This window comes from Paraburkholderia elongata (assembly GCF_013177735.1).
In the GTDB taxonomy this organism is placed as follows: Bacteria; Pseudomonadota; Gammaproteobacteria; order Burkholderiales; family Burkholderiaceae; genus Paraburkholderia; species Paraburkholderia elongata.
Map to the genome: position 1 here is coordinate 1 of NZ_WOEZ01000188.1, position 14,583 is coordinate 14,583.

General features: G+C 61.5%; 11 protein-coding genes. 6 read left to right on the plus strand and 5 right to left on the minus strand.

Going from position 1 to position 14,583, the window contains the following annotated elements; translation table 11 throughout:
* The first annotated feature begins 134 nt into the window (after positions 1-134).
* The 4 genes from pdxA to GNZ13_RS33065 all read left to right on the plus strand — a co-directional run bounded on the left by pdxA (position 135) and on the right by GNZ13_RS33065 (position 4,022).
* Entirely contained in the window at positions 135-1,136 is a 1,002-nt protein-coding gene (gene pdxA, locus GNZ13_RS33050) for a 4-hydroxythreonine-4-phosphate dehydrogenase PdxA (protein ID WP_172172373.1), read from the plus strand.
* Between the two features lie 85 nt (positions 1,137-1,221).
* The gene (locus GNZ13_RS33055) at positions 1,222-1,824 is read left to right on the plus strand and encodes a TetR/AcrR family transcriptional regulator (protein WP_172172375.1); all 603 of its coding nucleotides are present in this window, start codon (positions 1,222-1,224) and stop codon (positions 1,822-1,824) included.
* 99 nt (positions 1,825-1,923) lie between these two features.
* A complete protein-coding gene (gene yqhD, locus GNZ13_RS33060) occupies positions 1,924-3,078 on the plus strand; it encodes an alcohol dehydrogenase (RefSeq protein WP_172172377.1) in 1,155 nt (384 codons plus the stop codon).
* Between the two features lie 41 nt (positions 3,079-3,119).
* The gene (locus GNZ13_RS33065; RefSeq protein WP_172172379.1) at positions 3,120-4,022 is read left to right on the plus strand and encodes an NAD(P)-dependent oxidoreductase; all 903 of its coding nucleotides are present in this window, start codon (positions 3,120-3,122) and stop codon (positions 4,020-4,022) included.
* Between the two features lie 96 nt (positions 4,023-4,118).
* Here GNZ13_RS33065 and GNZ13_RS33070 read toward each other — a convergent pair whose 3' ends face one another.
* Together GNZ13_RS33070 and GNZ13_RS33075 are read right to left on the minus strand one after the other, a co-directional pair.
* On the minus strand, positions 4,119-5,414 hold the full coding sequence (locus GNZ13_RS33070; RefSeq protein ID WP_172172381.1) for an MFS transporter: 1,296 nt from the start codon (positions 5,412-5,414) through the stop codon (positions 4,119-4,121).
* Positions 5,415-5,486: 72 nt separating this feature from the next.
* Positions 5,487-6,308 (minus strand): N-acyl homoserine lactonase family protein, encoded by an 822-nt coding sequence (locus GNZ13_RS33075; RefSeq protein ID WP_172172383.1) that lies wholly within the window; start codon positions 6,306-6,308, stop codon positions 5,487-5,489.
* Between the two features lie 376 nt (positions 6,309-6,684).
* Here GNZ13_RS33075 and GNZ13_RS33080 point away from each other — a divergent pair, with 376 nt between their 5' ends.
* Positions 6,685-7,560 (plus strand): LysR substrate-binding domain-containing protein, encoded by an 876-nt coding sequence (locus tag GNZ13_RS33080; RefSeq protein WP_172172385.1) that lies wholly within the window; start codon positions 6,685-6,687, stop codon positions 7,558-7,560.
* Between the two features lie 318 nt (positions 7,561-7,878).
* Complete coding sequence (locus GNZ13_RS33085) at positions 7,879-8,340, plus strand: hypothetical protein (RefSeq protein ID WP_172172388.1); 462 nt, start codon at positions 7,879-7,881, stop codon at positions 8,338-8,340.
* A gap of 71 nt (positions 8,341-8,411) precedes the next feature.
* Here the strand turns inward: GNZ13_RS33085 and GNZ13_RS33090 are convergent, their stop codons facing one another.
* From GNZ13_RS33090 to GNZ13_RS33100, 3 genes are read right to left on the minus strand one after another with little or no spacing between them, the layout of a single operon-like run.
* Positions 8,412-9,881: an efflux transporter outer membrane subunit gene (locus GNZ13_RS33090; protein WP_172172390.1), complete on the minus strand. Its 1,470-nt coding sequence runs from the start codon at positions 9,879-9,881 to the stop codon at positions 8,412-8,414.
* Positions 9,874-11,061, minus strand: a complete 1,188-nt coding sequence (locus tag GNZ13_RS33095; RefSeq protein ID WP_172172392.1) for an efflux RND transporter periplasmic adaptor subunit — start codon at positions 11,059-11,061, stop codon at positions 9,874-9,876. Before GNZ13_RS33095 ends, GNZ13_RS33090 begins: the two co-directional genes overlap by 8 nt.
* Complete coding sequence (locus GNZ13_RS33100) at positions 11,051-14,242, minus strand: efflux RND transporter permease subunit (RefSeq protein ID WP_172172394.1); 3,192 nt, start codon at positions 14,240-14,242, stop codon at positions 11,051-11,053. The genes GNZ13_RS33095 and GNZ13_RS33100 overlap by 11 nt, the downstream gene beginning before the upstream one ends.
* Positions 14,243-14,583: the final 341 nt, after the last annotated feature.

A 14,583-nucleotide genomic window follows, 5' to 3' on the forward strand; every position in this document is an offset into this window, starting at 1 on the left:
CTGTATGGCGCCTACCTTCATCTGCGGGGCACACCGGAGTTCGCTTACTGCGAGTCCGGATCGGCTCACCCGAACGGCACAGCGACATCTTCGCCGGCTCGCGAAACGAACCAACGTCATTCAGGCAAAACATCATGAGCAACTATCTTCCAGTCATCGGCATCACGATGGGCGACGCAGCGGGCGTGGGTCCGGAAATCGTCGTCAAGAGCTTGACGCACGAGTCCGTCTATCGGCAGTGCCGCCCGCTTGTCATCGGCGATGCGGCGCGCCTTGAGCAGGCCAACCGGATTGTCGGCGGCAACACGAAAGTGCGCCGCATCGCGAAGCCGTCGGATGCGCAATATGAACGCGGCACTATCGACTGCATCGACCTCGCGTTGATTCCCGCCGACTTGCCTTTCGGCGCGCTGTCGGCGCTCGCAGGCGACGCCGCGTATCAGTACATCGCGCGCGCCGTCGAACTCGCGAAGGCCGACGAGATCGATGCGATCTGCACGGCGCCGCTGAACAAGGAAGCGTTGCACGCCGGCGGTCACAAGTATCCTGGCCACACCGAAATGCTCGCGCACCTCACGGGCATCGAGGAAGTGTCGATGATGCTGGTCGCGCCGAAACTGCGCGTGATCCACGTGACCACCCACATCGGCATTATCGATGCGATCCGCAAGATCGAACCGGGCCTCGTGCAGCGCACGATCGAGCGAGGTCATGCGACGCTGGTGAAGGCGGGCATCGCCAATCCGCGCATCGCCGTGTGCGGCATCAACCCGCATGCCGGCGAAAACGGCCTGTTCGGTTATGGCGAGGAAGAGGAAAAGATCGTTCCAGCCGTGCAGGTCTTGCGTGAACGCGGCTGGGACATTGAAGGCCCGCTCCCTGCCGACACGCTGTTCTTCCGTGCGGGACGTGGCGACTTCGATCTGGTGGTGGCGATGTACCACGATCAGGGCCACGGTCCGGTCAAGGTGCTCGGCCTCGAAGCCGGCGTCAACGTGACGGTCGGCCTCGATGTGATCCGTACCTCGGTCGATCACGGCACGGCGTTCGATATCGCAGGCAAAGGCATCGCTGACGAACGCAGCCTGCTCGAAGCACTGCGTCAAGGCGCCGAACTCGCGACGCGCCGCGCCTGATGCGGCTTGAAATCGATGTATGTGCACGGTGCCGCCCGCTCGCGCGGAGCGACAGCGTGCCTTTAGGGCTGTAGTTGTAGTGAATATGCACACACGACGCACTGAAGACTCTCGCGAAAGACTACTCGAAGCGGGTGTCGCGCTGTTCGCCGAAACGGGTTATCACGGCACCGGCGTAAAAGACATCGTCGAGCGTGCCGGTGTGCCGAAGGGCTCGTTTTACAACTACTTCGAGAGCAAAGAGGCATTCGGCGCGGCGATCCTGCACCACTACGCGCAGGAGCAGGCCGCTGAATGGAAGCAGTATTCGCTCGAAGCGGCGTCATCCGATCCGCTACTCGCGCTTCGCGGCATCTACGCGCGCATCGTTGCCGACTACGAAGACTGTGACGACCGCTACGGTTGTCTGGTCGGCAACTTTGCGGGCGAGATCGCGCAGTCGAGCGATCTGTGCCGGGTCGCTGCGCGCAGGACGGTCAACGAATGGCGTGTTGGCTGTGCCGATTATCTGCGGCGCGGCCAGGAATACGGCTCCGTGCGGCGCGATCTTTCAGCTGATGCGATGGCTGACCTTTTCTGGAATGCATGGGAAGGCAGCCTGTTGCGCATGAAGCTGGATGACTCGGTCGAACCGCTGAAGGCTTGCGTGCATTCAATGTTCGATCTGTTTTTCAAATCCCCGCAGTAACGGTCGTAGCTGGTCTGCGCGGCGACGGATTTCGATTCGGGCAGCCGTTTATTGCGTTTTAAGACGACCGGTCATTTCAATGTAAGGAAGAGAGATTCAATGCAGAACTTTACGTTTCACAACCCCACTCGAATCATTTTCGGCGAAGGCCAGATTGCCACACTCGATGCGCAGGTCCCGCCCAACGCACGGGTGCTGATTACGTGCGGCGGCGGCAGCATCAAGAGCAACGGTGTGCTCGCGCAAGTGCAGGCGGCGCTCGGTGACCGCGCGTGGCACGTGTTCGGTGGCATCGAACCGAATCCCACTTACGAAACGCTGATGGAAGCGGTTGCGCTCGTCCGCGAGAAGAACATCGATTTTCTGCTGGCGGTGGGCGGCGGCTCGGTGATCGACGGCACCAAGTTCATCGCTGCCGCTGTGAAGTTCCACGGCGAGCCGTGGGACATTCTGGCGAAGCAGGCCGAGATACGCGACGCGATGCCGTTCGGCAGCGTGCTGACGCTGCCCGCCACCGGTTCGGAGATGAACAACGGCGGCGTTATCAGCCACCGCGCGAAAGGCGACAAGTTGCCGTTCCGTAGCGAGGCGACCTATCCGGTCTTCTCGGTGCTCGATCCGACCACGACCTATTCGTTGCCGCAGCGGCAGATTGCCAACGGTGTCGTCGATGCGTTCGTTCATATCGTCGAGCAGTATCTGACCTACCCGGTGGACGCCAGGGTACAGGACCGTTTCGCCGAAGGCCTGCTGATCACGCTGACTGAAGTCGGCCCGCAAGCGCTTGCCGAGCCGCACAACTATACGGTGCGAGCCAACCTGATGTGGACGGCAACGCTGGCGCTGAACGGCCTGATCGGCGCCGGCGTGCCGCAGGACTGGGCGACCCACATGCTCGGCCACGAGATCACGGCGCTGTACGGACTCGATCACGCACAGACGCTCGCCATCGTGCTGCCGGCCATGCTGAGCGTGCGCCGCGAGTCGAAGCGCGCGAAGTTGCTGCAGTACGCCGAACGAGTCTGGAACATCACCGAGGGCAGCGAGGACGAGCGTATCAGTGCGGCGATTACGGCGACCCGCGTGTTCTTCGAACGCATGTCGGTGGGAACCCGCTTGCGCGACTACCAGATTGGCGGCCAGTCAATCGGCACGCTGATCGCGAAGCTCGAAGAGCACGGGATGACGGCATTGGGCGAACACGGCGACGTGACGCTCGACGTGAGCCGTCAGGTCTATCAATTTGCAGTCTGAACAGGCCCGCATTCGCGCGGCTGATCATTTGGAATGTCATTATGAAAATTGGATTTGTAGGACTTGGCTCGATGGGCGCAGCGATTGCGAGGAACCTGATCGACGCCGGGCACGACGTGCAGGTTTTCAACCGTAGCCCGGCCCGCGCCGAACCATTGCGCGAAGCGGGGGCGAGTATCGCGTCGAGTCCCGCGCAGGCGGCGCTGGGGGCCGACGTGGTGTTCACGATGGTGGCCGACGATGCCGCGCACGCAGCGGTCACGTTCGGCGAGGCGGGCATCGCCACCACGCTGAAGCCGGGTGCGCTGCACATCTCGATGAGCACGATCAGTGTCGCCACCGCACAGGACCACGCAGCGAAGTACCGTGAAGCGTGTCTTGCCTTCGTGTCCGCACCGGTATTCGGCCGGCCCGATGCCGCGGCAGCGCGCAAGCTGTTCATCATGGCGGCAGGCGCGGACGAGCACCTCAAGGTTGCCGTGCCGCTTCTCGAAACGCTTGGACAGTCGGTGGGCATTGTCGGCGAAGATCCTTCGCAGGCCAACCTGGTGAAGCTGATCGGCAATTTCATGCTGTCTGTAATCATCGAAACGCTGGGCGAAGCGTGTGCCGTAGCGGGCAAGGCCGGCATCGATCCGATGCGTCTGGTCGAGCTGTTGACGAGCGCAAACTTCAATGCGCCGCCATACAAGATCTACGGTCCGCTGATTGCTTCGCAGCAATTCCAGCCGCCGGGCTTCTCGTTGCCGCTCGGGCAGAAGGACAACCGCCTGATGCTGGCAGCCGCCGAGGCGCTTGGCGTTCCGCTGCCGCTGGCAAGTCTCGTCCACGACCGGTTCCTGACGTTGCGCTCGCAAGGGCTCGGCGCCGAGCATGACTGGTCGGCGGTGGCGCTTTGCGCGTTGTCCGATGCCGGCTTGAGCAAGGCGTTTCACGGCAGCTGAGCAATGGGGACGATGCCGCTCGCTATGAGCGGCATTCGACGCGGCGAACAGAGCGCGAGCGGGAATGTTTGGCGATCTAAGGTGCTATCCCCGGGCTCAGGTACGGCCTATATTCGGCTCCGCCGTCTTATCACGCTGATGCTGTGGTCTAGCGGCTTCCTTGATCAACATCACGAACGCGCTTGTGCCAATCAGACAGAGGCCCATTACCAACAGTCCGGCGGAAAATGAGTTGGTAAATGAACGCGCGTAGCCGACGAAGTAAGGCCCTCCAAATGCCCCGATCATGCCGATACCGTTGATCATGCCGCTTATTCGGGCCGTCACTTCGGGCGGCACGAGCTCGGTGGCGATCGACCAGAGTACCGGCTGCGATCCGTAAAGTGTCGCGCCGGCGATCACGAGCAGCGCCATGTTCCCGACGAACGGATTGGACTCAAAGGTCTCGCCGCCAACCAGAAGGGCCAGACCAGAAATGGCCAGTGGTATTGCGGAAAAAAGCCGCCGGTCCAGTTTGCGGTCGGACCAGTAAGTCAGGATCGGCATGAGCACGATCGCGAACGCGTAGGGAATCGATGAGAGCCAGCCGATGTCCGTCGACGAAAGCCCCGGCTGTTGATGAATCACGCTGGGCAGCCAGATCACAAAGCCGAGGAAGCCGGTGTTCCAAAGCAGGATCGACGTTGCGAAGAGCCACACCGCCGGACGCCGCAACTGCGAGCCGAATGACACCGGTGTCGGCGACGGCGCTTGCGACGCGTGCTGCTTTTTTTCCGAGTCGAGGCGTTCGAGCAGTTGCGCGCGATCGGCAGCTTTCAACCACTTCGCGTTGCGCGGCGAATCGGCCACGCCCCACAGCCACACAAATACCCATACGAGCGGGAACACGCCCTCGACGATGAACAACGTGCGCCAGTCGCCGAGCTTCAGGATGTAGCCGGCGATAGGACCGCTCGCCATCGCGGCGAACGGGTAACAAAGTTGCCAGATGCCATTTGCGCGAGCACGCTCGGACGGCGCAAACCAGTTCCTCACGAACAGCAGGAAAGTCGGGAATATGCCGCCTTCGAATACGCCGATCGCGAAGCGAACCGCGACCAGCTCCTGCGCATTGTGCACAAAACCCTGCGCCATTTCGATCGTTCCCCACAGCACCATCAGCACGGCGATCAGCGCCTTGCCGTGGCCCTTGTCGGCGATCCAGCCGCCCAGAACCTGCGAAGCGCCATAGCCGAGAAACAGCACGCCCGACGCGAATCCGAGAATCGAGGCGGTCAGCCCGAGCTCCTTGCCCATCGACGGAATCGCAAAGCCGATGTTGGTGCGGTCCATGAACGCGATGATAAGGGTCATCATCATCACGGGCAGTAAGCGAAACCATCTTTGCTTCATCGTCTGTCTCCATGTTTCGCGTGCATGGCGACAAGGCAGCAACTGGCCCTGCGCGACAGCACGTGTTTATCTTTATATGTATCGATGCGGCGCCGGTTGCCACTTCTTCCAGAAGTCGGGATCGTGGCAGATCACCAGTTCACCGCCGAAGAACTCGCACAGCAGGCGCAACCGCGCGATAGATGCGATCGCCTGTTCGGTCGTGTGCGCGTTGCCGGGCGGCGAGTCGGGTTCGAGGTTGGCCGGGCAGAACACTGCGTCGCCGGTCATGAACATGAGCGGGCCCGACGGCAGACGCACCATCAGCGATTGATGTCCCGGCGTGTGGCCCGGCGTCGTGAGCACGGCTACACCGGGCTTTACCACCTGATCGCCGCGCAACAGTTCATAGTCGATGTCGCAATCGAAGTAGGCGCGCTCGTATGGCCGCGCGGCAAAGCTGTCTGGCTGATACGCAAAGCGGTATTCCGAACCCTGTACCAGGAAGCGCGCGTGAGGGAATAACAGGTTGCCGCCCGAGTGATCCCAGTGGAAGTGGCTGTTGATGACGATCTTGACGTGCTCTGGCGTATGACCGAGATCGGCCAGCCGTGCGCGAATGTCGTCCTGTCGTTCATAGCGCGCGATCATTTCGGAAAAGCGCTTCATCGACAGGCAGGGGTCGGCGCCATCATCCCGTTCGCAGTTATGCGGCAGAAGTCCGGTATCGAACAAAATATGTTCACCGTCCGTCATCTCGATGAATGCGCCGGTCACGGGAACCTCGACCCGCGTGCCCATTCCGCGTCGCATCGTCAACGACGACTGGTCGTTGATCAGCGTGCCGAGGTTGAACAGTGAAACGCTTTTGACAAGCGTTTCGGTTGTGCCGGACAGGCTGGCTGACACAGTCATCGTCTCCTTCCATTTATGAATCGCCAAGCTCTCGGTCAAGTCTTTCCTGGTCCATCAGTCATGCCAACGAATTGCGCTCGCAGAACAGCCCGATAATCGACGTCGCAGCCAGATTCGGATGACGCGCATAACCCGCGATGGTCGCCGCAGGAGCGTCCCAGTCGGCATGTCGATGCGCGCGATGACGGCGTTTTCGTCAGGATGGAGCTGAACAAGCGGGCCGGCGATGGTCTTACCGACCGATTCGGTGATGGTGGTGACCCCGTTTTCCACTAGCCACCAGACGCACCGAGGGGAGTGTTTGCGACGAGTATGCTAGTCATCGCCTCTCAGAAGAAGTAGTCTTTGCTTTCTTCAAAACATAAAATTTCTTTCGATGGACTCCCGCTATCTTCAGAGCTTTGTCTACGTGGTCGAATTTGGCTCGATCGCGGAAGCCGCTCGCCGGCTCGATCTGACGCCGGCAGCGGTGGCACAGCGCGTGAAGATGCTCGAGACGGAGCTGGGCGGTCAACTCGTGCGCCGCTGCGGACGCACGGTCGGTACGACGGAGGCCGGCGAGCGCATCCTCGAACGCGCTCGCAAGGTGCTGCACGACATCCGCGACCTGAAGTCGGATCTGGAGAATCCGTCGACGCTGGGTGGACAACTGCGCCTCGGCGGCATGGGAACGATGATGACGAGTCTGATCCCTATAATGCTTGCGGAGCTGCTGGCGCGTCACCCTGGAATCGACTTTTATCTCGAGCCGGGCACCTCGCTCGACCTGTATCGGAAAGTCGTCGGTGGCGATCTTGATGCCGCGGTCATCGCACGGCCATCGTTCAATCTGCCGAAAAGTTGCGACTGGCACACGTTCAGGGAAGAGCCGCTCGTGCTGCTGACACCTGCCGCGATGAAGGTGACCGATCCGCACGTCACATTGCAGACGGAACCGTTTCTCCGTTACGACCGCAATGTCGTCGGTGGGCAGCTCGCCGAGAGCTACCTTCGGCAACATGGCATCACGCCGCATCAACGCTGCGAACTTGACGGGCTTGGCGCGATTGCCGCGCTGGTGGACCGTGGTCTTGGCGTCTCACTCGTGCCCGACTGGATGACCAAACCACTCACCGATCTATCACTTGCCAAATGGCCGCTGCCCCATCCTTTTCAGAAGCGCGTGGTCGGGTTGATATGGGGACGCTCCTCAGCCCGTACCCGACTGATCCAGGCCTTTCTGCAAGTGGCCTCGGAGTTCAAATGTGGCTAAGCGGCACAGTGCCGTCGGGCTTCGCGTTGCTTTTTTCTGCATGTGGCAACCGTTCCGCCTGGAAAGAATCCGGAGCTTAGGTAATTCGAACGATCGTGCAAATATGCCGTGTTAAATGGCAACAATTTGTTAAGCGTCTCGTGAATGCGGCCTCGACGATATCGCTATAGAATTGACCCGGCCCAATCGTGAATGTCGATTATTTGCAAGCCAGTAGGGCCGTTTCGCAACTCTCTATTCGATACACTCTCAATGTCCCATAGCACTCGCCGGCCTACGGGCCGCGCTTCTTTTGGTCGGCGTCACCTAAGCAAGGAGATGCTGCTCCCAATGACGAGGCAAGCTGCCTCTGATATCTCGCTCGCGAATCACCTTGCTCTTGCAGTCTGTCGCAAAGGGCAAGGGAACGCTCATCTGATCAATGAGCTGAACAGAGTCGTATATCTGACGTACTACTTACAAGAGGCCGGATTCGGTAGCGCACCTGTCGATTTGTACCGGCGTGCCGAGGCTGCATTGGATCAAGCGGGTGGCAGGGCACAGTGTGACGGAGTGTGGCAAGTCAGCGCGGAGGTCGCAAGTATGCTCGAAGAAATCCTGGCCATTCACGATCAGCAACTGACAGCGGCTGCGACCAGGCACGTGATCGAGGCCAAAGCGCGGTTTTCCAGGTTCATCAAAGGCGACCTTCGTTCGCCAGTTTCGAAAGACGCACAGACGACTGATCGCCGCGACGACATCGAGCTCAACGTTTCCGCGACCGCCAACAGGTTGCAATAGTCCGGACGGGGAACGCGCTCCGAAGTAGTTGAAAATACGGGGCGTGCCGTTCCCGTACCGTCCAGAGGCGGTCAATTAGCGCTGCGTTCCATTGCTGTCGCGACGAGCGCAGGCGCTGAAGCCGCTTGAGCGAGTTCATCGCTCGACCATCCGCCGCCGAGCGCATGCAGGAGTTGCACATTCGCGCTCAGCTGGCGTGTCTGGATATCGAGCACGCTGCGTTGCGCCTCGAGTGCGACGGTCTGCGCCTGCACGACATCGAGGTAACCCACTGTGCCTTGGCGATATTGGCGTAACGCGAGGTCGACCGAGTACTGGGCGGCGTTTGCTGCATCCCGTTGCTCACTAAGCGCAGTGCCGAGATACGACAGCAGGGCAAGGTTGTCTTCAACCTGCTGGAATGCAGACAGCACGACGCCGCGGTAACGTTCTCCCGCTTCTTCGGTTGCCGCCTTGGCGGAAACGAGTTGCGCACGACGGTACCCGCCGTCGAACACGTACTGCACAAGCTGCGGGCCGACCGCCCAGAACAGATTGGGCGCGCTAACCAGACCGGCGTAGGCTGCGCTTTGCACACCACCCTGCAAGCTGAGCATGATGTCCGGGAAGTAGGCCGCCCGCGCGACGCCAATTTTTGCGTTGGCCTCGGCCACCCGGCGTTCCGCTGCAGCGACGTCGGGCCGTCGCTGCAGCAGCGTCGAGGGCAGGCCGGTTGGAATCGCCGGCAACGCGATGGCGGCGGTCTGGGGCGGCAGGCTGAATTCGGACGCGGAGGCTCCGACCAGGACCGCGATCGCATGTTCAATCAGAGCCCGTTGCGCCAGGTTCTGCGACAGCTGCGACTTCGCCGACGAAAGTTGCGTTTGCGCTCGGGAAACGTCGAGGCCCGACACAATCCCACTGTTGTGCAACGTTTCCGTGAGTTGCAGGGCCTTCGCATACGCCACGACAGTCTCGTTCAACAGCTCGGTTTGCTGGTCGAGGCCGCGCAAGCGGAGGCAACTGTCCGCCAGTTCGACCTGCAGGCTCAGCCTGACCGAGGCCAGATCGGCCTTGGTCGCCTGCGCCTCGTCCTTGCCGGCCACCACAGAGTCGCGCACGCGACCCCAGAGGTCGAGGTCGTAGTTGATTTCGCCGCCAAGCGTGACGGAGTTGTAGTCGTTCGGGCCGCCCACGCGCAACGGCCGGCTGTCGGACTGGCGATCGCGCTGCGGCACGGCGCTCGCACTGATCGACGGGTACAGACCCGACTCGACCTGCGCCACGAAAGCCTGCGCTTGCGCATAGTGCGCGTACGCCGCGCGCAAATCGGTGTTGTTTGCCAGCAGGCGGGCTTCGAGATCGTCGAGCTGTGCGTCGCCATACATCTTCCACCAGCCGTTGCGGTCTATCCGGTCGGCGGGCTGTGCCGTGGTCCACGGGCCAACCGTCTTGTATTGCGCAGCGATTGGCGTCGGCGGGACCTGATATTGCGGCGCGAGCGAGCAGGCGCAGAGCGCGACGACGCTCGCGAGAAGCGCCGGAAGTCCATACTTAACCATGTGCCGCTGCCTTCTTGTCGGTCGCCGTCGCAACTTGCACGTTGTCGCCGTCAGCGAGTCCGTCGGGCGGTGTATCGATCACGCGATCGGTTGCGGCGAGCCCTGAGCCGATCTCCACTGAGTCGCCCAGGTCGCGGTTGATCTTCACCTGTTTGAACAACACGTGACCGTTTGCACCAAGCGTGGCGACCACGACGCCGCGGCTATCGAAGACGAGCGCGCTGGCCGGTACACGGACTGAATCGGCGGAGGCGGGCAACGAGAATTTCAGGCTGGCGAACCCACCCGGCAGCAGCTTGCCGTTAGCGTTGTCAACCAGCAGTTGAACCAGCGTCGTTCCCGAACTCGAATTGACCGAGCCTGCCGCTGCAACCACGCGCGCAGTGAACTGCTGGTCGGGATACTCGGGGACGGTCAGGATGGCGGTCGTGCCGTCGTGTATCGTCGGTGCGTAATTCTGCGGCACCTGGACATACACGCGTAACTGCTTGACGTCGGAGACCGCGAACAGCTCCTGTCCTACCCCGCCGCTGCCGGCGTTGACCAACGCGCCGACGTCGGTATCGCGGGCGGTCACCACGCCGTCGAATGGCGCGACGATGCGCGCGAAGGCTTTGGTGGCGACGAGGCGGTCGACGTTGGCCTTCGCGGCCGCTACGATCGCCTCCTTGGCGGTGTAGTCAGCGGTGCGTTGGTCGACATCCTGCTGGGCGACGGAATCCGTGCCGCTTAGCGCTTCCCAGCGCTTCGCCGTGGTACCCGCAACTAACGCATTCGCCTGCGCACTCTGGAGGTCCGCGCGCGCCTGCAATAGCTGCTGGTCAAGCTCGGGCGTTTCGATTTCGGCGAGTACCTGGCCCGCTTTGACGGGCGCACCGATATCGACACTCCATGATTTCAGATAGCCGCTGACCTGCGCGAAAATCGGCGCGCGCGTAAACGCTTCGAGACGGCCGGGCAGTTGCAGCGAGGGGCCGTTGGCGTCGCGCAAGGGCTGGATCAGGTTGACGGTCGGCACGGCCTGGGCGTCGGTCCAGGTTTTCAGCTTGCGGGCATCGGCGGCTCGCAGTGTGACGCCGGCAGCGACGATGCCTAAGGCGACCAGCAGGCCGACCACGCCTGCTACCAGAAGCGGGCGGCGCGATGGTGTATTAGTGGGAAAAGTAGATTCAGACGACATGAGCAGGACCTCCCGAGACGGATGCCGGGGTAGCCGCGCGCCCGGGGCGCGCGTGCACGATACAAAAAATGACGGGGACGAGGAACAGCGAAGCGGTGGTCGCAAACAGCAGACCGCCGATCACGGCGCGGCCAAGCGGCGCGTTTTGCTCACCGCCTTCACCGAGGGCGAGCGCCATCGGCGCCATGCCGATGATCATGGAGAGCGCGGTCATGAGCACGGGGCGAAAACGCGTAAAGCCCGCTTCGAGGGCGGCCTTGAATGGGTCGCCGTGTACGGCAAAACGTTCGCGGCAGAAACTGACGACCAGAATCGAGTTGGCCGTCGCCACCCCCATGCACATGATCGCACCGGTCAATGCGGGTACAGAGAGCGTCGTGTGGGTCGCGAACAGCATCCAGACGATACCTGCCAACGCGGCAGGCAACGCGGTCACGATCACGAACGGGTCGGCCCACGACTGGAAATTGACCACGATCAGCAGATAGATCAGCACCACCGCACCAAGCAAGCCGAACAACATGCCGGCAAAGGCGCTGTTCATCGTCTGCACCTGGCCCAGCAGCGCGACGGCCGAGCCCTTGGGCAAGGTGCTGGTGTTGTCGTGCACGATGCGCTGGATATCGGATGCCACCGCGCCGAGGTCGCGACCCTGGGTGGTCGCGAAGATCTCGACCATGGGCTGGATGTTGTACTGGCTGACAACCTCATTGCTGCTGGTGCGTTCGACTGTCGCCAGACCGCCAAGGATCTGGGCGGTGCTTCCGCCGCTGGCCGTGATCGGAAGATTTTGCAAGGCCGCAAGCGAATCGAGGCTGTATTGCGGCGTTTGCATCACGATCGGATAAGACACGCCGTTCGAGTTGTTCAGCCAGAACGTGGGCGCGACCTGGCTGGAACCTGCGAGGTTCACCACCATGCTGTTCGTCACGTCGCGCTCGGTGATGCCGAGCAATTGCGCGCGTGTGCGGTCGACATCGACGTTGAAAGTCGGGTTGCCGTGCGACTGCGCGATCCGCGCGTCGACCACGCCCGGAACATCGCGAACCTGGCGCAGCAGACGGTCCGCGTACGCGAAGTTGGCGTTCAGGTTATTGCCGCGAATCTGCAGGTCGATCGGCGCCGGCGAGCCGAAGTTCAGGATCTGACTGATGATGTCCGCTGGCGGGAACGAAAACGTGACGCCCGGGAATTCCCGCGGCAATCTCTCGCGCATGATGCGAACATACTCTTCGGTTGGACGATGGCCTTCGTTCAGCGCGATCTGGATGTCACCGTCCTGCGAGCCGACAGTACCGGTGTTGTTGTACGCGGTATTGATGCCGCTGACCGGCAGACCCATGTTGTCGACCACGGTACCGAGATCCGCCGGCGGGACGATCTGGCGGATCTCGCCTTCGACATCCGCAAAAATCTGCGCGGTCTTTTCAACGCGAACACCGACCGGTGCGCGCACATGCATCAGGATTTGTCCGGCATCGACCGAAGGGAAGAAGTTGCGGCCGAGGAACGGCACCAGCGCGAACGAGAGGGCGACAAAGCCAAGGAAGCCACTGACGAACGGACGCCGGTGGGTCAGCGCGAGTTCGAGCAACCCACGGTAGGCGCTACGCACCTTTTCAAAGCGCGCTTCGAAGCCACGCTGGAAACGCCCAAGCGGACCGGGGCTCCTGGGTTCATGGACGTGCTCGCCCTTTACATGCTGTTTCAGCAGGTATTTCGCCATCGTCGGCACAAGGGTTCGCGACAGGATGAACGAAGAGATCATCGCGAAGATCACCGCTTCAGCCATCGGCACGAACAGGAAGCGTGCGACGCCGCTCAGGAAGAACATCGGTACGAACACGATGCAGATACACAGCAGCGAGACGAACGCCGGCGTGACGATCTGCGCCGCGCCGTCGAGAATAGCCGTCTCCACCTCCTTGCCGTGCTCGACGTGCCAGTTGATGTTTTCGATCGTCACCGTGGCATCGTCGACCAGAATCCCCACCGCTAGCGCGAGACCACCGAGCGTCATGATGTTCAAAGTCTCGCCGAGCGCGGACAGCGTCGCGATGGAGCCGAGGATAGCGAGTGGGATTGAGGTTGCGATGATAATCGTCGAGCGCCAGCTGCCCAGGAACAGCAGAATCATCAGGCTCGTCAGCACGGCCGCGATCACACCCTCGCGCGCCACGCCGGTGATGGCCGCCCGTACGAACAGCGACTGGTCGCCGATGGGCTCGATCTGCAGGTTATCGGGCCACGACGCTTTCCCTGCAGCAAGCCGCTGCTTGATGCCGGAGATGATGCCGAGCGTCGAAACCGAACCGTTCTTGAGCACGGACATCAGTACCGAACGCCGGCCGTCGACGTGCACGATATTGGTCTGCGGTGGGCTGCCGTCGCGCACATTCGCAATGTCACGAATATAGACCGTGGTGCCATTGGCTGCCTTGACGGGAAGATCGCCCAAGGCTTTGATTTCCGACGGCGCATTGTTCAGTTGCAGCGTGTACTCGTAGTCACCGATCTTTTCCGTGCCGACGGGCGTGATCAGGTTCTGGCCGGCAAGTGCATTGGCGACGTCCTGCGCGGATAAGCCGCGCGCCTGGAGCGCCACTGGGTCGACGTCGATCTGCACCTGACGTGTCTTGCCGCCGAACGGGTAAGGAATCGCCGCGCCTGCGACCGTCGTGAGAACCGGGCGCACCGCATTCAGGCCAAGGTCACCGAGGTTCTGTTCAGAGAGTCCCTTGCCGGACAGCGCCAACTGGATGATCGGCACGGTCGACGCGTTGTAGTTCAGGATCAGAGGAGGCGTCGTACCTGCAGGCAACTGCCGCAATTGAGTTTGCGCGACCGAAGTCACCTGCGCGTTCGCCGTGCTGATATTCACCCCCGGCTGGAAGAAGATCTTGATGATCCCGAAGCCGGCGACCGATTCCGCCTCGATATGCTCGACGTCATTCACAGTGGTCGTCAGCGTGCGCTCGAATGGCGAGGTGATGCGGCCGACCATCTGGTCCGGCGGCAGACCCGTGTACTGCCACACGACGCTGATCACGGGAATCTTGATATCCGGAAAGATGTCGGTTGGCGTCCTCATCGCGGACAAAGGACCGATGATGAGGATGAAGATCGCCAGGACTACGAAGGTGTAGGGTCGCCGAAGGGCGATACGGACTAGGCCGAGCATGAGAATTCCGGAGCTTGGGGTAAAACGTAAGAGTGTCTTGGTGGAGGCTAGCGCGGCGTGCGATGACCCGCAGCCGTGTGCTTGTACCTGACACATGCGCAACGAAGAAGGCTGCCTTGGGACAGGTGCCGATGTGTCGCAACGCAACTCAAGCGCGAATGTACACAAAGCTCGGCATTTCTGCTGAAGGACAAATGAAACGTCAGGCACGTATGGATGCCGGGTAAGCTCATTTCGCTTTGCCCGCACGTCCCGGGAATACCTTGTCGTTGCTGGACAGAGTGATGCCTGGTAAGAACCGGACACAGGCGCACGAGCGTCACTTTCTGCGAAGGCTAAAC

Excerpts from the sequence above, each read along its gene's own strand:
- pdxA (WP_172172373.1), top strand. The coding sequence starts at position 135 with ATGAGCAACTATCTTCCAGTCATCGGCATCACGATGGGCGACGCAGCG.
- GNZ13_RS33055 (WP_172172375.1), top strand. The coding sequence starts at position 1,222 with ATGCACACACGACGCACTGAAGACTCTCGCGAAAGACTACTCGAAGCG.
- yqhD (WP_172172377.1), top strand. The coding sequence starts at position 1,924 with ATGCAGAACTTTACGTTTCACAACCCCACTCGAATCATTTTCGGCGAA.
- GNZ13_RS33065 (WP_172172379.1), top strand. The coding sequence starts at position 3,120 with ATGAAAATTGGATTTGTAGGACTTGGCTCGATGGGCGCAGCGATTGCG.
- GNZ13_RS33070 (WP_172172381.1), bottom strand. The coding sequence starts at position 5,414 with ATGAAGCAAAGATGGTTTCGCTTACTGCCCGTGATGATGATGACCCTT.
- GNZ13_RS33075 (WP_172172383.1), bottom strand. The coding sequence starts at position 6,308 with ATGACTGTGTCAGCCAGCCTGTCCGGCACAACCGAAACGCTTGTCAAA.
- GNZ13_RS33080 (WP_172172385.1), top strand. The coding sequence starts at position 6,685 with ATGGACTCCCGCTATCTTCAGAGCTTTGTCTACGTGGTCGAATTTGGC.
- GNZ13_RS33085 (WP_172172388.1), top strand. The coding sequence starts at position 7,879 with ATGCTGCTCCCAATGACGAGGCAAGCTGCCTCTGATATCTCGCTCGCG.
- GNZ13_RS33090 (WP_172172390.1), bottom strand. The coding sequence starts at position 9,881 with ATGGTTAAGTATGGACTTCCGGCGCTTCTCGCGAGCGTCGTCGCGCTC.
- GNZ13_RS33095 (WP_172172392.1), bottom strand. The coding sequence starts at position 11,061 with ATGTCGTCTGAATCTACTTTTCCCACTAATACACCATCGCGCCGCCCG.
- GNZ13_RS33100 (WP_172172394.1), bottom strand. The coding sequence starts at position 14,242 with ATGCTCGGCCTAGTCCGTATCGCCCTTCGGCGACCCTACACCTTCGTA.